Annotated in this window: 14 protein-coding genes; 2 read left to right on the forward strand and 12 right to left on the reverse strand. The window is 39.6% G+C overall.

The window, feature by feature from the left end:
• Nucleotides 1-95: 95 nt before the first annotated feature.
• Complete coding sequence (locus OB69_RS11815) at nucleotides 96-3,167, reverse strand: AsmA family protein (protein WP_053223947.1); 3,072 nt, start codon at nucleotides 3,165-3,167, stop codon at nucleotides 96-98.
• Between the two features lie 90 nt (nucleotides 3,168-3,257).
• On the reverse strand, nucleotides 3,258-3,794 hold the full coding sequence (locus OB69_RS11820) for a PepSY-associated TM helix domain-containing protein (protein ID WP_053223948.1): 537 nt from the start codon (nucleotides 3,792-3,794) through the stop codon (nucleotides 3,258-3,260).
• 214 nt (nucleotides 3,795-4,008) lie between these two features.
• On the opposite strand from OB69_RS11820, the gene OB69_RS11825 reads away from it, so the two are divergent.
• Nucleotides 4,009-4,869 carry a hypothetical protein gene (locus OB69_RS11825; RefSeq protein WP_053223949.1) on the forward strand — a complete coding sequence of 287 codons (861 nt, stop codon included), beginning with the start codon at nucleotides 4,009-4,011 and terminating at the stop codon, nucleotides 4,867-4,869.
• A 9-nt stretch (nucleotides 4,870-4,878) separates the two neighbouring features.
• Here the strand turns inward: OB69_RS11825 and OB69_RS11830 are convergent, their stop codons facing one another.
• The 9 genes from OB69_RS11830 to tpiA all read right to left on the reverse strand — a co-directional run bounded on the left by OB69_RS11830 (nucleotide 4,879) and on the right by tpiA (nucleotide 23,575).
• Complete coding sequence (locus tag OB69_RS11830) at nucleotides 4,879-7,101, reverse strand: OmpA family protein (RefSeq protein ID WP_053223950.1); 2,223 nt, start codon at nucleotides 7,099-7,101, stop codon at nucleotides 4,879-4,881.
• Nucleotides 7,102-7,190: 89 nt separating this feature from the next.
• The gene (locus OB69_RS11835; protein WP_053223951.1) at nucleotides 7,191-9,521 is read right to left on the reverse strand and encodes a patatin-like phospholipase family protein; all 2,331 of its coding nucleotides are present in this window, start codon (nucleotides 9,519-9,521) and stop codon (nucleotides 7,191-7,193) included.
• Between the two features lie 47 nt (nucleotides 9,522-9,568).
• Nucleotides 9,569-10,846: a M23 family metallopeptidase gene (locus tag OB69_RS11840; RefSeq protein ID WP_053223952.1), complete on the reverse strand. Its 1,278-nt coding sequence runs from the start codon at nucleotides 10,844-10,846 to the stop codon at nucleotides 9,569-9,571.
• 71 nt (nucleotides 10,847-10,917) lie between these two features.
• Nucleotides 10,918-13,131 (reverse strand): heavy metal translocating P-type ATPase, encoded by a 2,214-nt coding sequence (locus OB69_RS11845; protein ID WP_053223953.1) that lies wholly within the window; start codon nucleotides 13,129-13,131, stop codon nucleotides 10,918-10,920.
• 48 nt (nucleotides 13,132-13,179) lie between these two features.
• The gene (locus tag OB69_RS11850; protein WP_082338169.1) at nucleotides 13,180-15,684 is read right to left on the reverse strand and encodes a protein-disulfide reductase DsbD family protein; all 2,505 of its coding nucleotides are present in this window, start codon (nucleotides 15,682-15,684) and stop codon (nucleotides 13,180-13,182) included.
• Nucleotides 15,685-15,744: 60 nt separating this feature from the next.
• Nucleotides 15,745-17,133 carry a dipeptidase gene (locus OB69_RS11855; RefSeq protein ID WP_053223954.1) on the reverse strand — a complete coding sequence of 463 codons (1,389 nt, stop codon included), beginning with the start codon at nucleotides 17,131-17,133 and terminating at the stop codon, nucleotides 15,745-15,747.
• 74 nt (nucleotides 17,134-17,207) lie between these two features.
• Complete coding sequence (locus OB69_RS11860) at nucleotides 17,208-21,881, reverse strand: hypothetical protein (RefSeq protein ID WP_157608562.1); 4,674 nt, start codon at nucleotides 21,879-21,881, stop codon at nucleotides 17,208-17,210.
• Between the two features lie 92 nt (nucleotides 21,882-21,973).
• Complete coding sequence (gene prmA, locus OB69_RS11865) at nucleotides 21,974-22,804, reverse strand: 50S ribosomal protein L11 methyltransferase (protein ID WP_053223956.1); 831 nt, start codon at nucleotides 22,802-22,804, stop codon at nucleotides 21,974-21,976.
• A 9-nt stretch (nucleotides 22,805-22,813) separates the two neighbouring features.
• Nucleotides 22,814-23,575: a triose-phosphate isomerase gene (tpiA, locus tag OB69_RS11870; protein ID WP_053223957.1), complete on the reverse strand. Its 762-nt coding sequence runs from the start codon at nucleotides 23,573-23,575 to the stop codon at nucleotides 22,814-22,816.
• A gap of 50 nt (nucleotides 23,576-23,625) precedes the next feature.
• Between tpiA and OB69_RS11875 the strand changes: the two genes are divergently transcribed.
• Nucleotides 23,626-24,117, forward strand: a complete 492-nt coding sequence (locus OB69_RS11875) for a regulatory protein RecX (RefSeq protein WP_053223958.1) — start codon at nucleotides 23,626-23,628, stop codon at nucleotides 24,115-24,117.
• 304 nt (nucleotides 24,118-24,421) lie between these two features.
• On the opposite strand, the gene OB69_RS11880 is transcribed toward OB69_RS11875, so the two are convergent.
• Nucleotides 24,422-24,916: a DinB family protein gene (locus OB69_RS11880; protein ID WP_053223959.1), complete on the reverse strand. Its 495-nt coding sequence runs from the start codon at nucleotides 24,914-24,916 to the stop codon at nucleotides 24,422-24,424.
• Between the last annotated feature and the right edge of the window lie 121 nt (nucleotides 24,917-25,037).

Below are 25,037 nucleotides of genomic sequence, written 5' to 3' on the forward strand. Positions count from 1 at the left end.
TTTTGTGTATCTAAAACAATAAGTCGCTCGTAACTCAAGCGACTTATTGTTAAGATGATAGAATGGACTAAAATGTTACAGGTCTGGTTCAGAAATTATTCTTCGTTGCCTCCATTCCCTTTTTTCTTTTTCAGTAAACCTTTTAAAACACTTTCAGCTTTTTTCTTTGCTTCTTCAAGCTTCTGATCTGTCGTGTCTGGTTTAACTCCGAGTTTGCCAGCTAGTTTTAAAGCAACACTATCTTTTTGAGCTTTCAATAAGGAATCAGCCTTAGATTTTAATTCTGTTTTCTTGGCATCTAATACTAGGCTAGCAGAATCTTTAGCCTGCTCTACCATGGCTTCTACTTCTTGTTTTGCCTCTTCTTTCTTTTCGTCCACTTTGGCTTTTACCGAAGCTGTGACCGCACTCTTTACGTCTGTGCCATCTCCACTTCCAACACTTCTAAGCCCAAATTCTGGTTTAGCATATGTTCCACTCATGCCAATATTCAACCTTACAGTACTGCTAGTGGCGGCTGAGCTACCTGTGATTTGAGAAACCAAACTATTGAGTTGAGTGCCTATTTGTCCGGCTTGAACGTCCATAGCCAGCGTATAATCAATTGACCCATCAATTCCTGTGCTGCCTGCAATTGTGGTTTTATAATCGCCAAGCTTCACATCAAAGGGTTTTACAAATAACCTTCCTTCTTTAATTTCAGCCGACATTTTCACTTTATCTAGAGTGGTGGCAGAAAGCTTTTGAAGTTTGGTAAGTGAAGTTAAGCCTGTAACGATTTTTGAGTCTTGATCTAAACTTGCCTGTAATAATTGCAATACACCGCTACCAGTCAGGGTGCTATAATCAGGCATCATGTCTGCGCCCAAGGCTCCTGCCATTGAAAAATCAGTAGATAAAAGTCCTTGCGTTCTTTCTGCTATAGGGGCTAATTTCTGGATCATCTCAATGCTCTGAAACGATTGTGGGATTGAAATCTCCTTTACTTTGAACCCAAATGCAAAGAGAGGTTTTTCTGGCTTACTGTCATAAGAGCCTTGTAAACCTACGGTACCGTTGAGGGTTTTCATATTGGCGTTGTCAAGGGCTACTTTTCCATCCTTTACTACCAAACCACTTTTTACCTCTTTAAGCTCAAGCTTATTGTACATCACTTTATTTACTGAAGCGTTCATGTTGAACTCCACGTTTTCTGGAATTCTAACTACTTCCATTGGCTCGCCATTTTCGTCAACCGCCTCATCTTCTGATTCGGTCATCCATTCGTTTACATTAAGTACATCGGCTGTAGCATTCAGATTTCCTTTAAGCTTTCCTTCATTTAAGGCAAAGCCCAAGTAATTTTCAATTTTACCTGTGGCGCTAAAGTTAGTTTCACCAGCCGAGCCGCTTAGCTCGTTTAGGTTAATGCTGCTTTTATCGAAAGTGGTATTGGCAGAAACTACTTTGAATGTTTTGCCCATGGCTTCATCGGCATACACTAGGTTCTTCACGTTCAAAGCTCCTTTGGTATCTAAGTTCTGATAACGCTCGTTCTCTATATCACTCATGCGGCCTTTTGAGCTTAAATCGGCAGTAATAATTCCAGATGCCTGAACCCCTTCCATTGGGTAAATTTTGAAGATTTTCTCAAGGTCGATTGTTCCTTTCGCGGTAGCATCCCATTCAAAATTGTCTGGGTTTTGTAGCATCAATTTGGCCTGAAACGGCTGACCATCCATCATAAAGTCCATATTAGAAACATTGATTTTGGTGTCATTCATTTTACCCGTTGAGTTAAGAACTTCTGCCATCACATTGATTTTCTCTAGTGGAATAGGGAACTCGGTAGATTGGATTAAACCGTCTTTCAAGTTCATAGTAATATCTAGCGTAGGAATAATAGATTGTATGCTATCATATTTACCGTTGGCTTTTGCATTTAAGGTCAAAATTCCATCTAAGATCAGCCCTTCAATCGGTAGCATACTATTGAGGTCTTTAAGATTTAAAGTTCCTTTCATGTCCGCATCGATAGGGTAGTCTTTAAGATTGGCCACTTTCAGTCTTGCATCAAAGGGGTTTTTCCCAAAATCAACATGCATTTTCTTTAAGTCGATAACCGTATTTTCTATTACTCCATCGGGGTTATCTACATTTAAAGCAAGTTGGATGTTGTTAATTGCCTCGGGTAAATCAGGGTACTGAACAGAGGCGTCATCAATGTTAAGAGTGAGATTGAAAGCTGGCATTTCTGTTTCTGAATACCTGCCCTTTACCATTCCACTGAACGACACATTTCCTGCGGCTTTTACATCGTCAAAACTTTCAGTGTATGCTCCCGGAATTAGGGAGAATATTTTTTTGAATTCTGATGAAGGAGAACTGAATGAAAGATCCATTCCGTAAGCATCATCGAACATGGTAAATGAACCATTGGCGGCCAAAGGAAATTCGTTAATTAAAAACTCATTCTCTTTAAACGTGAACTTCATGTTTGGTAAATCCATGCTCATAACTAAGTCCATTGTGATAGACTTGTTGGTTACATACTCTGTTCCATCATAGGTAAATGTGGCCTCATCTACTTTTCCTTCAGAAATCAAATCAAAAATATCTTCAGCAAAATCGCCTTTACCAGAAATGTTAATTCCGTTGAGTTGCGTAAAAACTTGTGTCGACTGGTCGAAGTAAATAAACGCACCATTTGAAATTGAAAAGCTATTGATTCCGAAGCTCATTGAACCCTCAGACTCTGTTTCTGCTGTTTCGCTTACTTCAGCAGAAGCTTTCATTATATCGTAGTTGGCTGTTCCATCTTCTAAAACGATGATGGTAATGTCTGGAGTTTCCAGGTTTACTCCTTTGATGGTAATGGCATCGCCAAAAAGCACTTCTTTTAAGTTGATTTGTGCCTCTAGATTTTCTACGCTTGCCAAAGTATCGCCTTCAAAAACGCCTTTGCCAATAATGCCAAAATCGCCTAAGCTTACTGTGAAATCAGGAAAATTTTTAATCAGCGAGAGCCCAAATTTATCAACATCAAAGAATAAAGTGGCTTCGGTGTTTTTGTCGAATTCAGAAACAATTTTATCCCGGATTTTATCTTTGAAAAATACAGGAATGAGAAGCAACAACAAAAAGATGACTAGAAATATTCCTAGAAGAATTTTAAAAAAGCGTTTCATACAACCTTAGTTTTTTATACTACAAAAGTAAATAATTAACTAAGAAGTAGCTTTGATGTTATGAAAATGAAGGTTAAATAATCTTGAAGCTTATGATTTTAACTGTCGAATCTTTCTAGGGCCATACCATAACCATATGCCTGAAACGGATAGGATTAATAAACCAATTCCCAGAACATTCATAGAAATGAGCTTAAATAATTCAGAAATTATGCTGCCGTCATGAATTTGCTCGATCCAATCAGAGTTTCTTTTGGCTACAGAATAAACTTCTAGTGTTGTGGCATCTACTTGAACTTCCCAGCTTCCAGTGTCAAAAATTACTTTCGCAATTCCTTTGGTAGGTCTGTATTCAATTCTGTCAAAATTTGAGGCGTTCAATCCTAAACTGTCTACCGCCTGAATGGAGACTTCAGCTAAACGGTGAACAGGCTGCCATCCTGAAATGTCTAGAGTTTCTCCTGTTTGAGTAGGGGGTTGTAGAATATCAATATTCTTTTTCCAGCCTAAAATAAGGCCCGTAATTGAACTTATAATTAAAAAGACCACGATGAACAAACCGAGTGTTTTGTGGATTTGACGATATGATCTTATGCTTTTTACAAGTTTAACAGGAGCCTTCGCCATAAGTGAATGAGTTTTGCTGAAAGCCCGAATAAGTGGAATTTAAGTGGAATCCGCAACCCTATTTACAGGAACAGAGCATTGATCTTATAGCTAAGCTAATCATTGAAAATTAACCAGACATAAATTATATGTTACGTAATTTGCTTTTATGTTATGTTAATGTTACCTTAATGTTAACAATTGTTTTATAGATTGATAACTTTGCGCCTAGATAATGAGAAAAAGAAGGTATATATGGTTGATAATAGTATTGGGGTTTCTCCATGTCAACCTGTATGCTCAAGCTCCTATTCAGCAAAATGTTTTAGCCCAGACGCTAAGTAAAGCAGATCTATTTCTTGCCGATATTGAGCCAGAACAAAGAGAAGATGCGTATAAAAACCTTAGTCAGCTTATTGAAAGCCTAGAGGTTATAAGAGAAAAAGAGTCAGATGACGATGTTTTTTTGCGCAAAGTATTCCTGAAAACAAATAGAAAAGTACTTCGCAGATATAGCCTTTTCTCTGATTTTTCTGAAACTCTTTCTACTGGAAATTACGGTTGCTTATCTGGCACGATTCTGTACTCACTTGTACTTTTTCATTTCAATTTTGATTTTACTGCCATTGAGCTTTCAGACCATGTTTATTTGTTGGTTGAGAATGGTGAATCGAAATTTATTTTTGAATCTACCCTAGGTTCAAGAGGCTTTATTGCGAACAAGCAAGATATAGAAAATGCGCTTAGTGGCTATAGTGAGCGATCCATGATCAATCAATCAATGGCAGCCGTGGCTTCGTATAGAAGTAGTGAGCAAGCTTCTTCAATTAATAATCGTATAGGTTTAAGAGAACTAGCAGGTTTGCAGTTGTATAATAAGGCTATCGAAAATTTTAAAAACACTGAATTGATTCTTTCGTTAGAATATGCTGAAGCGTCTCATGAGCTTTACCCTTCAGTTAGAATAAAACAACTTATGCAGTTATTAGTAAACGAAATCCTTTATAGTGAAGGCTTAACCAAAGAGGTGAAAGAAAACGCCTTGAAGAATTACATTTCTCACGTTCGTGAGAATAAGATTAGTCAAACCAAATAGGTTTCCTCTCTACATACTTATAATGGTGAACTCAACCCTTCGGTTGATGGCTCTACCCATTACAGTTCTATTGGTAGTGATTGGTTCACTTTCTCCGTGCCATACAAACTGAAGTCTGTCTTCTTTAATGCCCAAGGTAGCAAGTGCTTTTTTGACAGCTTCCACTCTTCTTCTAGATAAGTCGATATTATACTCTAAGGTGCCATAATTATCGGTATGGCCAGCCAGTTCAACAATCGCTGTTGGGTAGTCATTCATAAACTGGGCAAGGTTCCGAATTTCCGTCCACGACCTCGGTTTAAGTAGATCTTTATCGAAATCGAAGAATACATTTCGGATAATAAACGAAGCGCCAGGGGCTGCTTTTACCACTTGTGCATTTACGTTTATGATTGGAGCTTGTACACCACTCACCAAAGCATTAGATTCCAATGGTTCTTGTCCTAATTCTTTACGCTGTGCATTTAATAGCTCAAATGTATCTCTCTTAATTTGAGGTAAGCTCAAGTCAATTGCTACCGCCTTCATAATATCATTAGGCACACTAATAGGTTCTCCTGTTGCTAAATCGGCACTATCCAGATCTAGTTTATCAAGCGTTACGGCATACACATTGATTTCAGAAATATCAAGAAGGTCAATAGTGGCGCCTACAGGAATGAAGCCTGGTATTTCGGCTCTATAACTATAGATTTCATCGGCAGGTAATTCAATGCAGTAGTTTCCGGCAGCATCGGTTCTTACTCGGCCTACTTCAACACCATCTCTTAGCCTAGAGAAAACTACCTCCGCATCCAATGGGTTGCCTGTTTCGGGGTCTGCTATGGTACCACACAAGGTTACCAATCGTAACTGACGAGTTACTAACGGTAAAGTTAAGGAATGAATATCTAAGTCATTGCCTTCTACCTCTCTACAGAAATAAGCAAAAGAGCCATCGTGTGGAATGAAAAGGAACATGTCATCCACCTCAGTGTTAATCACGGGGCCTAGGTTTTCTGGCTCCGTCCAGCTAGTCCATGAATTATCAAGGCGTCTGGTAACAAAAATATCTTTCTTACCATAACCACTATGTCCTTCAGAAGTGAAGAACATGGTTTTCTTATCAGGCATTAGGAATTGGCCTTCTTCTTCGCCAGCAGAGTTGATTACAGGCCCCATATGTAATGGTTCTGTCCATAAACCATCCTTCTGCAAAAAGCTTACATATAAATCTCTTCCTCCTTCTGTGCCCCTTCCTTCTTCAGAAATAAGTAAAATTTCACTATCGGGTGTGAGCCAAAAATTTACATTTCTATGAACATTGATGTCGTTAAAAATCTTAAGGTTGTTTGGTTTGGTCCACTCAGTTTTGGATATCCTCTGACTTTTTGAAATACCATATTTCATTCCGCCAGGTAAGTACTGGTTTCCTAGAATAATCAACTCTTCATCTTCTTGAAGGAATGAGCTTATAAAGTTTGGGTCGGGATTGTTGAGTACATCTCCGATATTTTTTGCCTGCCCCCAATCTAGGGTGGTTGAGTCAAAATCGGAATACCAGATATCTTCTAAGTCTTCCTCACCGCCTACATTTTCTGGATGCCCCCTTCTGCTGAAATAGAGTGTTTTCTTGTCTTTGGTCATCAGGGGTTTTATCTCTCTATTGGTACTGTTTACCAAATCATTAAGTCTATACACCATCAATTTGGTATTGATATTGGGCATTAAGTTGATTTTTGCCTCTATAGGTTCTTGAGAGTTAGAAACACCAATACAGTCAATGGCAGTAAAGCCATCAACAGATTTTCCGTCTATTACAACTTTTACCGCTTTTACATTGTAAGGGGTTTTATCCAAAAATATTCTGAACATTCTGTGCAGTTCACTTACTGGCCCTGGGGCTTGCTTAAATACAGAATACTCATTGTCATCATCATCGTACAAAAATACTTCTCTAATGGCTCCTGGATTAAAGGTTTCACCAATGGCAATTTGCTCAATGGGCATTTCTAGATCGAATTGCACCTTTACAAACTCAACAGTATTAGGATTAAAGGGAGACCAAGCACTTGGATTATCACCGCCAGCAGGAAGTACATTGGGTTTGCCCAGCACTTGCTTGGCTGAGCCTTGTAATTCTGAAATTTCGGAGGAATAATCAATCACACGAGAAGCCCACTGAACTGTGGTTTGGGAATAGGTTGTAGAAAAACACAATACCCAAAGAAGCGTACAAAAGACAATTCTCATAAAAGTGGAAACACACATGTTAATTGGGACTCAATAATAACCAATTATAACAAGTAAATGAATATTTAAAGGAAGCAAATAGCCTTTTTCTATTCAATTGATCTTTGGTTGAAAATCATATACCCGAATGAGAGCGACAACCCTAAATTTGAAGTGGGGTTTTCTAAATAATTCACTCGAAAAGTGAGAGGGCCTAAAACCGAATTGTAGATTAGGCCAGCCATTCCTAACAAACGAACATTGTCAAAACCTCTTTTGTCTTGTGCCTTTTGTCCTGCTATTTGCTGTGGTCTATTATAGGCGCTGAAACCATAAACCTCTCCTCTAAAAAACAGATTATTGGCCAAACGAACGGAGTGTACCATTCCTGCCCCTACATAGCTATATGCTCTATAGTTTGGAAGAAAATAGGTTTCTGAATCGAACATGGGGTTAAACTGGGTGGTATAAATCAGACTAGACTGATAGTTTATGAAATTGGGTTGGCTACTGAAAATTGACTCAAACTTCCATCCAAAGCTATAATTCTCAGACATCTTCTTATACTCTTCAAAATATAGTTCAAGTGCCAGCCAATTTTTTGATTCTGTATAGGTGGTAGTCACATTGGGTCTGAATAAAACAGAAGTGCTTCCTGGGGTATAGGAAAGGTGCCCTACCAACATGTTGGCAGAGGTGTAAAACCTCACTCCTGAAGTGGCAAATTGTTTGGCGTTCAGGCTGTTTCTTTCGTAGCTCAGTTTGCCTTTAAAGGCCTCATACCTGGTGTGGTCTAAGCTTTCTTCAACTGAAATATTAGCCATGTTGCTAAAGTTATCAGAGTTTCTAACATAGGCGGCTTCGGCTGTAAATACACTGCGTTGACCAGATCCTAAACCTACGATAGCACCAAACTTTCTGTCGATTCTATTCAAAATAGTTGGATTGGCTTTTTCATTGAAAAAATCATCTGTATTCAAGTAATCCCATTGGTTTAGTAAAAAGGAAGGTTCTAAAAATAACCTTGTTCTAGGGTTAAGATTAAAACGCGAACCCAAATAAACCGACTCATAAAATTTACCAGTTGAAATTTTAAGCTTATACGAATTTAAGAATCGATTAAAAGAATTAAGCGTCAAACCGAAGTGTAGGGTACTCACGCTTCTCGTGGAAAGATTTCCTCCAAAATCGACAGATAGGCCATTTCTTGCAGTTGGTTTTAAATAAAATTCCAATACATAAAATTCCTTTTCGTAATCGTAGTCAAAGTTGATATAGATATTTCTGAAGTAAGGTTCGGAAAGCAGCTTAAAGTAGGCTTGTCTGATTTCTAGCAAGCTTAAAGGGCCATCTTTAAAAGAAACTAATGAGTTAATCAATAATTCCTGTTTTGGCATAAAACCAAATAACCGAATGGCTCCAAATTCATATTCTTCAAACTTTTTTCTGAATTTGGTTCGATTTGATTCCACCTCATTTTTATCAACTCTACGCGAAATTTTCTGCTTTATACTTTCCATTTGGCTCATGGTTACATCGTAGCCTGCTTGAATTAATTCCGGAACTTTATCGAACGACATGGCCGTATAAGACTTCATTTCTGGTTCAATGTAAATATCCGTGCTGTCTAGCTGAGAAGGGTCAGACTTGTTGAGGAAGAGAAAAAGAAGAGCGTCCGTCAAAATTTCTTCATCAGCGTCAAACGGATAAGATTCGGCTTTTTTAGTAGCTACGTTTGACCCGATTGTTACTTCGGGCTTAAACTCATCTTTCATTATGTCTACAGGAAAGTTGTCGTAAACACCACCATCAAAAATATATTGGTTCTGAAATTTGATTGGCCGGTAGAAGAATGGAACTGCCATGGATGAACGCGTAGCTTGCATTAACGAGCCCGTGTCTAGTCTCACTACTTTTTCAGAAAAAATGTCGGCAGCTACAGCTTTAAATGGAACAAATAAATTATCGAAATTATAATCGGCTGCTTTTGCCGCCTGACCTAAATATTCGTTCAAAAGAAAATTGATAATGATATCATTGGCCAAAGGAGTGCTAATGGAAGCCTTAAGGTTTTTATCTAAAAGAAGATCAACGGTTAGCCATGAGGCATCGTCTTGAGATTTGGTATAGTTGTATTGATAGCGTTCTGATGATACTCCGTTGATCCAATTCTCAAAGTTGGGATTAGTAACAATTATCTCGATTTCTTCTGGGCTAAAACCTGCAGCATATAGCGACCCGACTACTGCTCCCATAGAGGTGCCTACTACATAATCTATCGGGATATTATTCTCTTCTAGGGCCTTCATTACCCCAATATGGGCAATACCTTTGGCTGCTCCTCCGCTCAAAACCAAGCCCACTTTTTGCGCATGGAGAATGAATGAACTGCACAGCAATAAGGCAATAACTAGAGACCGGTTTGCAATTTTGATTGACATAAAAAAAGCAGGGATTAGCCTGCTTAAAAATATAAATTCAATTTCATTTATCTATTACTAGCAGTAATAACATCTTCCACCCAATCCATGGGAATATCGTTTAGCTTTTTATCCATCAATTCCTTCATGGCTTCAAACTTTATAATGTGTTCTGCAGAAAGTGGTTTTTCAGCAGGTAAATCTTCTCTCAAGAAATCAACTTGCTCTCCTCTTTTCCAAAACCTGAAACAAAGGTGGTTGCCAGTGGCTAAGCCGGTGCTACCTACGTAGCCAATTATATCACCCTTTTTTACTTTTTGACCATTTTTGTAATTGCCAAATTTAGACATGTGTAAATAGCCTGTAGTATAAGTGCCGTTATGTCTAATTTTCACATAATTTCCATTTCCTCCAGTATAACCTCGGGCAATAATAACTCCATCGGCAGCAGCTTTAATTGGGGTTCCTTTTGCAGCGGCAAAATCAGTTCCTAAATGAGCTCTTCGGGTATTCAGTACCGGATGAAGACGATTTTTATTATAGCGTGATGAAATTCGGGAAAACTCAACAGGATACCTTAAGAATGCTCTTTGAAGGCTTTCACCCAGGTCGTCATAATAATCGAAACCGTCTCCTTGGTCGTAGGCATAGGCCATATAGTTATTTCGAATATGATTAAACTCTGCCCCTAAAACTTTGCCTATTCCAATGGGTTCACCATTCACTTGTCTTTCTTCATAAATCACTTTAAACCAATCTCCCACTTGGAGAGAACGCATGTCTATTTGCCAACCAAAAACATCGGCCACAGCACTTACCAATGCGGCTGAACCTCCTTTTTCTCGTATGGAATGATCGAGTGAAACGGTAATTCTGCCCGACATGGTTTTTTCTATGGTTTCAACTTCTCTTTCTTCTTTATAAATAGAAATAGAATCCTTCAATTGATAAACTACATATTCTAAAGGGCTTGGTTCGTAAACAAAGTAGGCGGCTCTTTTAATTGAGTCTTCGGTATAAAAAAGGGTGTAGTCACGATTGGGAACAAAATTACGCACGCTAAATACATCTTTAGAAAGACGATCGATGCTGAAAATATCTTGATTACTGATATTAAAAGGGAGAAGGATGTCTGCAATAGTTTGATTTCGCTTTATTTTTCCTTCAAGCATTTGGTACTCATCTAAGGGTATTCCAAACTTATAAAGTGGCTCTGAGATTTCAGCAACCTCATTCATTGGTATGTTTTCTTCAATAGAGGGGGTGCTTTTTTTGCTAAAATAGAAGTATAGAACTACCACAACGACTAAACTCACAACACTGGCAAGTCCTAAGTTTTTTTTCATTCTCCGTTAGTTTTTACCTTTCAACGGCAAAGTACTAAAAATGTGGCCTTTTAATAAATCTTTTTTTTCGACTATATTTTTGAACCTCTAAGTCTAAGACTATTCAATACAACAGAAACAGAAGAAAAGGCCATTGCCGCCCCAGCAATCATAGGATTTAGAAGAAAACCATTGATAGGAAAAAGTACTCCTGCAGCCAAAGGAATGGCTATTACGTTGTATGCAAAAGCCCAAAACAAGTTCTGCTTCATGGTTTTTGTGGTTTTTTCGGAAAGTAGAATTAACTGATGTAGTTTAGAAATATCTCCATTTAGTAAAGTTACAGAAGCGCTTTCTAATGCTACATCGGCTCCGGTGCTCATGGCAATTCCTAAATCGGCTTCGGCCATGGAGGGCGCATCATTAATGCCATCGCCAGCGAAAGCTACAATGTGTCCCGCAGTTTTGGCCTGTTTAACTATCGCGTGCTTGTCGTCTGGCAATAGGCCAGCCTGATACTTCTTGATTCCTGTTTCGCGGGCTACATTCGCACAAATTTGTTCGTTGTCGCCTGAAAGCATTTCGATTTCTATACCGCGTTCTTGTAATTGAGCCACTAAGGCTGCGGATGATTTACGGACAGTATCTTTTAAAGCAATTACCGCCAAAAGCTTTTCGTCCCGAATAAAGAATACTTGGGTTCTACCTTCCTTGTCATAGCTTTTTATCAAATCACTAATATCATCTGAAAGCGAAATTTCCTTTAAGCCGCTTTTTCCTACAATTTTATAATTGTGTTGGTCTAAGGTAGTGGCTAAACCAACCCCTGCAATTGTTTTAAGGTCTTTGATTTGTACAGGGAAAAGCAAATAATTTTCTTCTAGGTAATCCGTAACTGCTCCTGCAATTGGGTGACTTGATGCCGCCTCCATTCCGTTGAGCACACTTAAGAGTTCAAGGTTGTTTTCTTCAGTAAAGAAGGTTTTGAAGTCGGTAACCGAAAGTTTTCCTTCCGATATAGTGCCTGTTTTATCTACAAATAGCTTGGTCACTTTGGAAGCATTCTCTAAAGCCACTGCATCTTTAACAAGAATTCCGTTTTTAGCTCCTTTGCCAATACCAACCATAATGGCCATAGGTGTGGCTAATCCAAGTGCACAAGGGCATGCAATTATGAGTACAGAAAAGGTATTTACAAACGCGTAAGTAAGTGCAGGGTCGGGGCCAATAAAATACCATATAACGAAGGTAAGTGCGGCTAAGCCCAACACTATTGGCACAAATACACTTGCAATTTTATCGGCCAGTTGTTGGGCGGGAGCTTTGGAGCCTTGGGCTTCAGTAACCATCTGAATGATTTTGCCCAACGTGGTGTCTCCACCCAACTTTTCGGTTTTAACTTGTAGACTTCCATCGGTATTGATGGTGCCTGCTTTTACTTCATCACCTTCTGATTTTTCAACTAAAACAGATTCGCCAGAAATCATGGCTTCGTCTAAACTTGCACGTCCAGATATAATTTTTCCGTCTACAGGAATTTTCTCTCCAGCTTTTACCAAGAGAATATCGTTTAGCTGAACTTCTTCAAATAGAATTTCATGTTGTTCTCCATCTTCAATCTTTATTACTTTTTTAACCTGAAGCTCATAAAGCTTTTCAATGGCTTTTGAGGTAGAAAACTTGGCTTTTTCTTCCAAATACTTACCCAATAGAATAAAGGCAATTATTATCGCAGCCGACTCATAATACACATGCACCTGCAAACCTTGGTTTCTAATTATTTCTGGAAAAATGGTGTTGAACATGCTGAATAGAAATGCCGATCCTGTTCCAAAAGCAATGAGCGTATCCATATTAACGGCTCCTCGCTTAATTTGCGAGAAGGCACTTGTAAAAAACCTCCACCCAGAAATAAAGACTACAGGAAAAGAAAGGGCAAGTAGAACCCAATTTTTATAGGGAAAGTCGCCTACAAACATGGAAAGCACCATGACAATAGCGCCAAGCGTAATGGCCAAAGCCAATGCTCGTTTCGTTTTCTTTAGACCTTCTTCGCGTGACGCGGCAACTGAGGCTTTGTCTTTTTTGGCCTGCAAAGTATAGCCCGCTCCTTTTACATATTTCTGGAGCAGCTTAAAGTCAACTTCGGCCTCGTTGTAGACCAAGCTAACCGTATTGGTAGCATAGTTTACCGAAGCTTCTTCTACTCCTTTGCTGTTCTTGAGGGTTTTCTCAACGGTGGAAGCACAGCCTGCGCAGTGCATTCCTTCAACGGGGTAAGTATCTTTAATCATGGCTTCTTTCATTGCGTTCTGTGAACAAAACCAACGCTGGAAAAGTTGCCACGAACATGTTTAGCGTTTAGCGAATTCAGCAAGGCCTTTGTCTAAGAACTCCACAAAGTTAGACACTTCAACATCATAGGCTTTGGGCCTGACCAATGGAGCTTCGTTATTATCTAATAGCACATAATAAGGTTGAGCATTGCCATTAAATCGGGTGATCTGAAAATCGAAATTCTGCTTTCCAATGGTCTTTTTGACTTTGTTGTCGAACTCAGAAGTGTACCATTCCGATTCCGGCAGTTCTGTTTTATCATCTACATAAAGAGCCACCACCACATAGTCTTCTTTCAATCTTCTGAGTACTTCAGGATCTGACCAAACATATTCTTCCATTTTACGACAGTTCACGCAGCCGTGACCTGTAAAGTCAATGAACAAAGGTTTCTTTACCTTCTTGGCATAAGCCAAAGCTTGTTCGTAATCAAAAAAGCCTCTGATGCCATGCGGTAAATGCAGTATGTCTGAATATTTTACTTTACTCGGAAAACCTGTTTCAGTGGCCGAACCTGAAATTTGTGCAGCGTCAATCTCTTCTCTTATCATTTCCCTAAGCGCAAAATCATGTGTGCTAAGTGGAGGCAAATAACCAGAAAGGCCTTTGAGTGGTGCACCAAACATACCAGGCAATAAATACACAGCAAACACAAAACTGATGATGGCCAATACCAAACGTGGTACCGAAGTTTTTTGAACTTCATCATCGTGAGGCAAGCGTAATTTCCCTAACAAATAGAAGCCTAAAAGCACTGCAATCACCAACCAAATGGCAATATAAATTTCACGGTCGAGCAAGCCCCAATGATAGGCCTGATCGGCTACGCTTAGGAATTTGAAACCTAAAGCCAATTCGATAAAGCCTAAAACCACTTTTACTGAGTTTAACCAGCCACCAGATTTTGGAAGGCTTTTCAGCATTCCAGGAAAAATTGCGAACAGGGTAAATGGAATTGCAAATGCTGAAGAAAAACCCAGCATGCCCACCACGGGCTTGGTTACTTGTCCTTGAAAAGATTCGATTAAGATTGTTCCTACGATTGGTCCCGTACATGAAAACGACACAAGCACTAAAGTAAAAGCCATAAAGAAAGTGCCGAACATTCCACCCTTGTTGGCCTTTTTATCCATTTTATTCACAAAACCACTTGGCAATACGATTTCGAAAAGCCCAAAAAAGGAAAGTGCAAAAATGACGAATACGGCAAAGAATATAATGTTTGGAATAGCGCCTGTGGCCAGTTCATTGGCAATGCCTACCCCGAATAGGCTTGTGAAAAGCAGGCCTATTAAAATATAGATTACAATAATTGAGACCCCGTAAATACTGGCTTTGGTAATGGCTTGTGCTCTCGACTGACTGCTGTTTGTAAAGAAAGCCACTGTCATGGGGATCATTGGGAAAACGCATGGCGTTAATAATGCTGCCAACCCGAAAAGAAAAGCGGTAATAAAAAAGCCCCACAAGGAGCCATCATCTTCGGGTTTTAGTAGGTCTTCAAAACTGCTTTGACTGGCTTTGCTGTTTGTGCCCGTTACTACTCCAGTCGTTGTGGTAATCTTCTTCGCTCCATCTTCTAGGGCTGACAGGGCTACATCAAAATCCTCACTTCCGTTAATACAGAGGCCTTCAACATCGGAGCAAGTTTGAAAATCGAGCTCGCCCTTAATTTGAAAGTCGGGTTTCAATATTTTTATTCTCTGCTTAAACTCACCTTTTCCAGAAAAGTAGGTGACTTCTTCATTGAAAAAATTATCGAATTTTTTCTTTGGATTGGTAGGAATCAAACCACCAATTACCTCAAAAGCATCTGTTTCTTCAAAAACTACGGTGGCAGGAATAGGAGAGGCATCAGGTGCTAAATCACTAGAATAGATGTACCAGTTGGCATCGACAGTTACATTGAAAACCAGATCAATTTCAGCGCCTACTTCTGCGGTTCCTTCTTTGCTGAGTTTCCAAGAGGTTACCTTTCTCACCCCAGGCCCTTGGTTTAATAAATTCTGCGGTGCAGCTTGGGTTGGCGTTTCGGTTGGTTCTTTTTCTCTTCCGGTTACTTTTATAAAATCAATTACAAAGTCTTGCTCTCCCGGAACACACTGCCCAGTAACATCAGTACAGGTTTGAAAATCAAGTGTGCCTGAAATCTTAAGGTTGTTGCTCAGTACTTTTATTTTTTGTCTAAACTCTCCCTTCGCACCAAAATACTCTACCGTGTCGCCCCAAATTTGGTCAAACTTATGTTTTGGATTAACGCCATATAGCTTTCCAATCACTTCGAAAGAAGAATCTGCATTCAGTTCTGCAGTGGCGGGTATGGCCATCACATCTTCTTTTTGGTTTGAAGAATAGATGTACCAGTCCTTAATTACATTGACCTTGAAGATCAATTCGACCTCATCCCCAACTTTTACTTCTTTTTGCGAAGCATCAAAGGTCCAATTGGTGGTTTGCTTGAATTGAGCAAACGAGCTTAAGGTAAAAACAATAAGAATAAGTGACAGCAGATACTTTCTCATATGTAACCAGAGTTTGTAAAAAGTGGGCCTTAAAATTTTAAGGCCCACTGTAAATGTACTTTAGTCGTTCAGTTCAGCAAAATTTTTGAAAAACAATGGAATGGTTTCAATTCCTTTAAAGTAATTGAAAACCCCATAGTGTTCGTTTGGAGAATGAATGGCATCTGAATCAAGGCCAAAACCCATTAATACAGTTTTTAAACCCAGGGTTTGTTCAAAAAGTGCCACAATAGGAATACTTCCTCCACCTCTAAACGGCACAGGTACCTTTCCGAAAGTAGTTTCCATAGCCTTGGCCGCAGCAATATAAGCTGGAGAATCCGTAGGCGTAACTGCAGGCTTACCTCCGTGGTGTGGAATTACTTTTACCTTTACCGATGGAGGAGCTATTGATGTAAAATGATCTTGGAAAAGCTTTGTGATTTTATCAGGGTCTTGGTTTGGTACCAAGCGCATTGAAATTTTTGCATAGGCTTTAGAGGCAATTACAGTTTTAGCACCTTCGCCAATATAACCGCCCCAAATTCCGTTCACGTCTAAAGTTGGTCGAATAGAAGAACGTTCCATTGAGGTATAACCGGCTTCGCCTTCGGTAGCGCTTAGGCCGATTGATTTTTTGTATTCTTCTTCATCAAAAGGAGCAAGAGCCATGGCTGCCCTTTCATCAGCAGAAAGCTCAATTACATCGGCATAGAAGCCCGGGATGTTAATTTTCTTGTTTTCGTCTTTTAACGAAGCAATCATTTCGGCCAATACGTTGATTGGGTTTGGCACTGCTCCACCGTATAAACCTGAGTGTAAATCTCTATTTGGGCCAGTAACTTCTACCTGTACATAACTCAAACCTCTTAAACCAACCGTAATAGAAGGCACATCGTTGGCAATAATTCCAGTATCGGATACTAATACAATATCGGCTGCCAATTTTTCTTTATTCTCTTCAAGGAAAATCCCTAAATGGTCAGAACCAACTTCTTCTTCTCCTTCAATTAAGAATTTTATGTTACAAGCAAGGGTATCAGTTTTCATCATGGCTTCAAACGCCTTGATATGCATGTAAACTTGGCCTTTGTCGTCACAAGCACCACGAGCAAAAATGGCTCCTTCAGGGTGAATTTCTGTGGTTTTAATTACGGGTTCGAAGGGAGGGGAATCCCAAAGCTCATAAGGGTCGGCTGGTTGTACATCGTAATGACCGTAAACCAAAACGGTAGGCAATTTGGCATCAATAATTTTTTCTCCATACACAATTGGATGGCCACCAGTTGGGCAAATTTCCACAATGTCGGCACCGGCTTCTAGTAATTTTCCGTGTATAAATTCAGCCGCTTTTAGTACATCTCCTTTAAACTTACTGTCGGCACTTACCGAGGGAATTCTGAGTAAATCGAGAAGTTCGTTTAAGAAACGGTCTTTATTGTTTTCTATGTAATCGTTGATGTTTGCCATGTCTTTTAATTTATGACTCGAAGATAATTGATTTGTAATGAAAAGCCCATGGAGATGATGGGTTTTGGGAAGTTCTAAAATCCATCGCCTTCAACCACTTCTTTCTTTTTGAGTGATTGATTTGAATCGGCCGACATCACTAACTTATAGGGCTCGTCTATACCGTAAAACAGCTTTCTGTAATTTTTCGACCAAGCGATAACTTCCTCCAAAGAATAAGCAAAAACATTGAATTCGCCTACTTTGGGTTTAGATGATTTCCCCTTGGCATCTAAAGGGTTTGCGATAGAGGCATTGAAGGCTTCGTTAGATGAAAAAGTGCCTAAGCTGAAACCGTCATAGGTGAAATAATACCATGTGCCATCGGTCATTTGAATCAAAACATTTACAATGTCGCCTTCAGGAGTTTTCTTGATTTCTACAAAACCATCCAACTCCATATTGATGTCGGTGTTATTGATATTGCTGACACTAATTTTGCCTTCGCTATAGAAAGTTTTCAGTTGTTTTGACCATCTGAGGTCCACATTTGAAATTACTAGGTTTTTCACTAGCTCACCATTTGCAGAAGCACTCACCAATGGTATGGGCACCGACTGATACGATTTATCCCATTTTTTGACGGCTTCGTCTCCAATAAATTCTGCGGCTTTGTAAATCAAGTCAGACCTGTCGTCATGAGCTCTTTTGATTCCCAGCTTTTCGCCCATGTCTTTTAAGTTTTGAGCCATAAGCGGAACACTGTTTACAGGCAAACCGAAATCCATTACCAGCATGGCGTTGATTTTAAAATCGGCCGAATCTAAATTTCCAGAACCTTTACCAGCTCCTTGAACCGTTAAGCCTTTACTAAGTGGACTTACAAAGTTTAGCTTTCCTTCAAAAGAAACATCCTGAGTTTCTTCATTATAAGAGAACATGTTGCCTTTGTAAAAATTAGCAGGGTCGTCTAGTTTGTTAGGGTTTGCAATATTGTATGAACCAGTATTCTGATCGTAGAATAAGTTTCCGCCCTTAGGAATAAAGAAGTCGTCATCGCTTGGGTCGCGTTTTTCAGTGATAAATGACAGATAAATGTCTCCATTATTAAAGTGAAGTCCAGCTGTAAGTGGCTCTCCAAATTCGGTTCTGGCCTCATCGAAATTGAAAACTACTTCGGCAATGTCATCATTCGATTCATATTCAATCCAAACGTTTCTTTCTTTCAATTTCTGAAGGTTAAGCTTTACTGAACCTCTCAACTCTAGCGCTTTTCTGAAGGCATACATAAATACAGTGCCTTTGAAAGTAAATCCTGGAGATACGATTACGCCAGCATCGGCTTTTATTTGGCCACTTGATTTGGTATAAAGGCCACGTACTGGATCTTCTTCAAACCCAAATTTATCGAACTTAATAGCGAAAGTGTCTTGCACGGTTACCAATTCATAGGTGCCTTCACCTCTAAAGCGATTGCGCGAAATGATTTCTATTTTGGCATCGTATAATCGGTGGTTTGTATTGGCCGTATCGAATACAATGATCGCATTTTCCATTACTCCAAGCTCAGAGTTTTCTAGAATCAGTACTTCATTATTTTCGGGAGTAATGAGTGCATCTGCCACAACAATGTATGGAATACCTTCCACTTTTAACTCTTGTTTTTCAATATCGTAATTGGCGTTTGTTCCCATAAACACCAGTGAATCCATGCTCTTTTTGGTTGAATAGAAAAACGACTTTTCCAACGCAACAGTGTCTGGTTTGGTCATGGTAATCATGTTATTCGCTATGTCCCATTCGGCTGTTGGAATAGAGGTTTTGTATTGTGCGAAAGGGAAGGCCAAAGCTGCGTTGCCTTGTACTTCGGGCTGAATGATGGCCCTGTTATTGGCTAAATCGTAATTCACACGTACATCGGCAGAACTCAATATTGGTTTTTGAGGGTTTCCAGAATCCAACTCAAAGTCTGAATTTCTAGATTCAAATGAGGTTTCTTCTAAAGTGTAATTTTCTGAATTAGTTTTAGAGCCCTGCATTTTCATTTCTCCTTTACCAAACAACCCCTTTGTAGATAGCGTAAGCATACCGCTAAATGCACCAAGGCTGTCATACATTTTAAATGGGGCTTCCAAGTTTCTTAGATTCATGCTGTCCTTTTTGGCCAGCCAGTTTACTTCATATCGGGCTAATTTTACCGCAGGATAGGAAACACCATCTAATGTGCCTGACAAAATTTGACCTTCAATTCCCTTTTTCGAATACATGGAATCCAGGTAAAAAGTAACCGATTCGGTATTGAAATTACCTGTAAGAAAATCGATTGCCCCCGGTGACTGAAGGCCTGCTTGATCCATTTTTATTTCGCCATAAAGCTTGCCTGTAGTGCCATAAAGGCTGTAACCAGAATCTGGAATGGTGTGAATAAAGCCAAACGATTTATCGGGCATGGCCCTAAGGCTTTCTTTGAATTCAGGAAAAATTCCGTTGGAATAGAAAGTTCCTTCAAAAGCATAAGCTGAAGGGTCGGCTTTAGAGGCACTATCAAGTTGAAAAGGCGGTACATCAAAGTAAACAGTGCTGTCATAAGCTCCGCCTAAAACGCCATTTTTATCGAACATCACGCTGGCGCTTTCATTTGAGGTGAAAATAGGGTACTCAGGTTTCGAAATTCTTGCCGACTTGTTATTTGGGTCGTTAATATTCAAAACTCCTGAGGTATTTACCAACTGGTTATTCAGGGCTTCTTTTCTGCCTTCTTCTAGTTCTACTTGTAGTTTAATCGAATCAATTTGAGGCAACTCGACTAAAAAGTTGTTATAGTCGAATTTGAATTTCTGGCCATTGAACTGGAAGTTACCCGCTTCTAGTGCACCATCAAATTCTATGGTTCTATTATTAGAAATTTTAACCACTCCGTTGGTGGGAGTAATCATTACATCGAGCGAATCGCTCACATAAAACTTTTCCACTCCTCTAACCGTCAGGGTATCATTTACCAAATTGATAGTGGCATTGGGTGAAGAACTGATTACCGAAGGAATTACTAGGTCGTCAAAATCAGATTCATCTCGGCCAGAATCGTAATAATGAAGCCCTTTTGGGGTAATAATTACCTTACCAGTGTATTCGTTGTAGAGCACCAATCCTTTCGACATTAAGTCGATCATGCTTCTTTTTAAAATTCCGAGGCTAATTTTTCGGTCTTCTGACAGCTCAGAAATGTAGAACTCATTTTTAGGGTCATATTTTTGGGCCTGTCGTACCGAAAGAATTAAGGGATTAAAATCATACAATTGCGAAAGGCTGTAAAACCTTGATGAACTGAAGAAGTTCTTCGATTCCACAATGAGTGGAACTTCACTTCGGGCTGAACCAATGGTGAGGTGTAAGGAATCAGATTTCAAATCCCAAATAAGCCTGTCACCCGTGAGGTCCACACCATAATAGGAAGAACTAAAAGGTGTACTCCCAAAATCGCCTTTATTTGGTTCAAGATTTAGGTGGTAATTTCCATAGTTATAAACCATCTCTACGCTCGGGTTATAGATTGAGTCTGTACCATGGTAAATCGTTACTTTAGCCACGGTAGAACTCACCATGGAGTCTGCTTTATTGAAAACAAAGTTGGGCGCCTCTGCCCTAAATTTTAATTCCCCGTTCAGAAAGCCTTCTACCCTTGAAAGTTCGTTGAAGGCAGATTTACTGTAAAAATCTCTTCCTTCATAACTTACCCCACCTCGATACGTCAGGTCGCTGGTGCCTAAATCGTTTATGGGTGCGTCAGCAAAGTCTGATACGAACTTAGGGTAGGTATCTACTGTGCTTCGCTGCGGTGCAAGGGTAATTTCCACAGCGCCTACTACGGGTTGATCTAATTTGCCTTCGTAATGAAAATAGGCTTCGTCAAACTTTATGTCAGTTTGGGTAACTGAGAAAAAGTAATTGCGCAGCTTGGCATAAGTAGTTTCTGCTGGTAACCCTACATTCGTCCAGTCAATGGCTCCATCTTGGCCTGTGAATTCGAGTGTTTCGAAAGAGAAATTCCCTTGTGTGTTTCGGAGATATATTGTGTCTAAACGATTTACAAAGGCTAGATCTAGTTTTTTAAACTCAATTACTGGCCCCATTTGGGTGGGCATGGCTGGCAAAGGGGCTTCTACCTGTGGCTCGTTGGTGATAATATCTTCTTCACTTGAAATTAAGCCTTGCTGCTTCATGAGTAAAAGCTCAATGGCATCGGGACCTTTTTGAGCCTCGGCTACAAATGGTTCTTCTTCAGAAATGTCTTCACTTCCGTTGAATTTCAATGCATAATCTGCATTCTCTACATAAATGCCATAACTACGGTCTTTAAAAAGCGCCATATCGCCCAAAAAGAAAGCAGCATATTGGTGAAACTGGTCAATGATTTTCTTATCGTAGTTTTCCGAAACTTTCAGGCAAGCCTTCACTAAATCGTCTAGTTGAGTTTGACTGAAGTTTCGTTTTTCTTTGGCAAGAATCAATATGTTAAAGATTGCTTTGAAATCGAAGCGGGGCCTAAAACCCTTTTTTTCCATGTTTAATAGGGCCTGGCCTAATTGGTTTTTTTGGGTTTGGGTAAAGATATTCCCTTGCCAAGCTTCTATAAAAGGTTTGTAATCTACCCCAAAACTTGCGGGGTTGGGAGTGGTTAAAATTCGGGCAATATCTGGGGTATAAACAATAGAATCCGTTTGAGTTGCTTCTTGCGCAAAAGTGTTTGGCAGAAACAACAACAGTATCAATAAACTATATATAATCCTTTTGACCAGAAATTGCATATGACCCCTCAACTGACCTTTAATAACGATAAAAAGACGGAAATAATACTTAGAAACTACAGTTTCTTTAAAAGTATGGCCGCCCAGTTTTTCCTTTCTGTAGAATTCAATTTTTCAAAACCGTTTGCTGCGGTACACTCCAGAATATCGGCCTCATCATAAGTGTAAAAGCCACTCAAGAATAAATGCCCTCCTGGTTTTGTGAGTTTTGCATAATATTCCATTTCAGCCAAAAGCACATTTTTATTGATGTTGGCGTAAAGAATATCGAAAGGTTCATCAAAACTTAACTCATCGATGGTGCCCAATAATACATCTTTCGGTGCAATACCATTCAATGCAAAATTCTCCTTAGCGTTGTCAATGCACCAATCGTCAATGTCGGTAGCAGATACTTCTGAAGCACCAAGTTTCGAAGCCATAATGGCCAAAATCCCTGTTCCAGCGCCTACATCTAAAACCTTTTTCCCTTGATGGTCTAGCGTCATTTCTAGCGCCAGCATTTGGTGGGTGGTTTCGTGGTGCCCTGTTCCGAACGACATCTGCGGATGGATAATTATTTCGTGCTTAAAGCCGGGCTTCGATTCATGAAAGGTAGCACGTACAAAAATATCTGTACCTACTTCAATCGGATCGTAGTTCTTTTCCCACTCTTCGTTCCAATTTTGCTTTTCAATTTTTTTCAATTCATACCAAATACGGGTTTGCTTGCGGTAATTATTGAAAAGTTGCTGTAAAGCGGGGTGACTAAAAACGTCTTCCGAAATATATGCGTCAAAACCCACCTCGGTTTCAACGAAGGTGTCAAAGTCCAATTCGCCCATTTCGGCAATTAAAATTTCGCCAAAAGGCGGGTCGCAATGGACTTTGATTTCTATGTAATTCATGGGTTTCAATTAAAATGACTTAGCAATTTCTACAAAGTCTCTGGCTTTTAAAGATGCTCCGCCAATTAGGCCGCCATCCACATCGGGCTGAGCAAAAAGTTCTTTTGCATTATCTGGCTTGGCGCTTCCTCCGTAAAGAATAGAGATTTTATCGGCCACTTCTTGCCCAAACTGACCTGCCAAGAAATCGCGTATGGCTTTGTGCATGTCTTGTGCTTGTTGCGATGAAGCCGTTTTTCCTGTTCCAATTGCCCAAATGGGTTCGTAGGCAATTACAATTTTCTGAATTTCATCTTCTGTAAGATGGAAAAGGCTTTCTGTAAGTTGGTTGCACACGTAGCTCACTTCTTTGCCAGATTCTCTGATTTCAAGCGATTCGCCACAGCAGAAAATTGGGTTTAAGCCTATTTCTAAAGCTAAATCTACTCGCTTGGCAAGTTGCTCGTTTGTTTCGTTGTGGTATTCTCTTCTTTCGCTATGACCAAGAATAACGTATTCTGCACCTACAGACTTAATCATTTCGGCAGAAATATCACCTGTATAAGCACCTGAAGCGTGTTCGCTCATGTTTTGCGCACCTACAAATACCTTGTCGCTTTCTTGGGCATTTTTTGCTACTTGGGCCAGGTGAATAAAAGGAGAACACATGATTACGGTTACATCATCATTCAGTTCATCGTTCACAATGTTTACCACTTCAGAGGCCAGTGTAAGGCCTTCACTGAAGTTTTTGTTCATTTTCCAGTTACCTGCAACAATCTTTTTTCTCATTATCGGTTTGTTGTGTTTTGCCCAAAGATAATTCATTCTAACTTAGTTCGATGGCTTTTCAATACGAAGAACGTAAACCAAAGCGACTAGACCCCAAAGTGGCCAAACTTAAAGCTGCCGATTTTTGCGCTTATCAGGAGCGTTCGCAGCAAGAGGTACGCGATAAGCTGTATGGCTATGGCCTTCATCATGACGAGGTTGAGGAAATTTTGTCGGAACTTATTACCGAAAATTTCATTAATGAAGAGCGTTTTGCTAAGGCTTATGTGGGTGGAAAGTTTAGGATTAAGGGTTGGGGCAAACGCAAAATTTTGCAAGGGCTGAAACAGCATCGTATTTCTGATTACTGTATAAAGAAAGGCTTTCAAGAAATTGACCCCGATGATTATTATGCTACCCTAAAACGCCATGCAGAGAAAAAATTACCGACCATTAAAGCCGAAAACCAATACACTGTGCGTGGCAAACTAACACAGCATTTGGTAATGAAAGGCTTTGAGGGTGATTTGATAAGAGAGGTAATTGAGGAGCTGTTAAAATAAGAATACATCATTATGGAAATGCGGTCTGACCTTCGGTACCTACCGATTACACGAGACGCTACTCAAAGGTCGGCACCGAAGGTCAGACCTAGATTTCCCTTTCAATTCACCTTTCTATTGTTCTAAAAGTCAAGTTCACTTAAGGATTTCTTATTAGAAAATGGGCTCAACTCGATCATTAAAACACATTATTTAGGAATGACTTTGTCATAATGGAGTTGAGTTATCCATTGGTATTTAAGCTCGTGCTTGGTCAACTCTGCAATTAGTTGTTACTAGATTGAGCGTCCATAATTAATGCCAATCAACCTCTTTCCCAGAAAAAAGGAGGCTCAATATCTAAAGTGCGCAGGTATACATAACCTTGCCCTCTGTGGTGAATTTCGTTATCGATACAGTAAAAAATCAAAGCGTGATTGGTGCCCTCATATTGGCCAAAAGCTTTTTCTACTTCCTGAAAACGCTCAATTTTAATTTGAGGAAATAACTCATTCAGTTTTTCTGTTGACTCGTCCCAAAGCTTGAGCAGCTCTGCTTTAGTAGTAGGTTTTTCTTCTGCCTCTGATTCGCCAAAAGTTTTCCATTCTCCAGTAATGATTCCAGCTACGCTCGGCACAGCCATGTGAATCATTTCTAGGGCTAATTCAGAAAAGGGACGCATTCCGCCTACTGAGTAACTAAAAAGTTTGTCTTCTGGAAAAGCTTCAATTACTCTTCGGGTAAGGCTTCGGTGTCCTTGCCATTGGGCTAGTAGGTCGTTTGAGCTAATGACTACTGGTGCTAATGTTTCGTTTTTCATATCGTGCGATTTAAGATTATGGAATAAACTTAAAGGGCACTTATGACAACCCTATGTCAGTAGGTTTTTGAGAAGGAAGATTTTTTTTGGTTTGCGCTTGGCTCAGAAATAGACACGGTCT

Origin of the sequence: Roseivirga seohaensis subsp. aquiponti (assembly GCF_001267955.1) — a bacterium.
Classification (GTDB): domain Bacteria; phylum Bacteroidota; class Bacteroidia; order Cytophagales; family Cyclobacteriaceae; genus Roseivirga; species Roseivirga seohaensis.

What these genes read in the sequence shown, in the direction of transcription:
- OB69_RS11850 (WP_082338169.1), bottom strand. Translation starts at nt 15,684, where the DNA reads ATGAGAAAGTATCTGCTGTCACTTATTCTTATTGTTTTTACCTTAAGC.
- OB69_RS11840 (WP_053223952.1), bottom strand. Translation starts at nt 10,846, where the DNA reads ATGAAAAAAAACTTAGGACTTGCCAGTGTTGTGAGTTTAGTCGTTGTG.
- OB69_RS11845 (WP_053223953.1), bottom strand. Translation starts at nt 13,131, where the DNA reads ATGAAAGAAGCCATGATTAAAGATACTTACCCCGTTGAAGGAATGCAC.
- OB69_RS11875 (WP_053223958.1), top strand. Translation starts at nt 23,626, where the DNA reads ATGGCTTTTCAATACGAAGAACGTAAACCAAAGCGACTAGACCCCAAA.
- OB69_RS11815 (WP_053223947.1), bottom strand. Translation starts at nt 3,167, where the DNA reads ATGAAACGCTTTTTTAAAATTCTTCTAGGAATATTTCTAGTCATCTTT.
- OB69_RS11825 (WP_053223949.1), top strand. Translation starts at nt 4,009, where the DNA reads ATGAGAAAAAGAAGGTATATATGGTTGATAATAGTATTGGGGTTTCTC.
- OB69_RS11830 (WP_053223950.1), bottom strand. Translation starts at nt 7,101, where the DNA reads ATGAGAATTGTCTTTTGTACGCTTCTTTGGGTATTGTGTTTTTCTACA.
- tpiA (WP_053223957.1), bottom strand. Translation starts at nt 23,575, where the DNA reads ATGAGAAAAAAGATTGTTGCAGGTAACTGGAAAATGAACAAAAACTTC.
- prmA (WP_053223956.1), bottom strand. Translation starts at nt 22,804, where the DNA reads ATGAATTACATAGAAATCAAAGTCCATTGCGACCCGCCTTTTGGCGAA.
- OB69_RS11835 (WP_053223951.1), bottom strand. Translation starts at nt 9,521, where the DNA reads ATGTCAATCAAAATTGCAAACCGGTCTCTAGTTATTGCCTTATTGCTG.
- OB69_RS11880 (WP_053223959.1), bottom strand. Translation starts at nt 24,916, where the DNA reads ATGAAAAACGAAACATTAGCACCAGTAGTCATTAGCTCAAACGACCTA.
- OB69_RS11820 (WP_053223948.1), bottom strand. Translation starts at nt 3,794, where the DNA reads ATGGCGAAGGCTCCTGTTAAACTTGTAAAAAGCATAAGATCATATCGT.
- OB69_RS11855 (WP_053223954.1), bottom strand. Translation starts at nt 17,133, where the DNA reads ATGGCAAACATCAACGATTACATAGAAAACAATAAAGACCGTTTCTTA.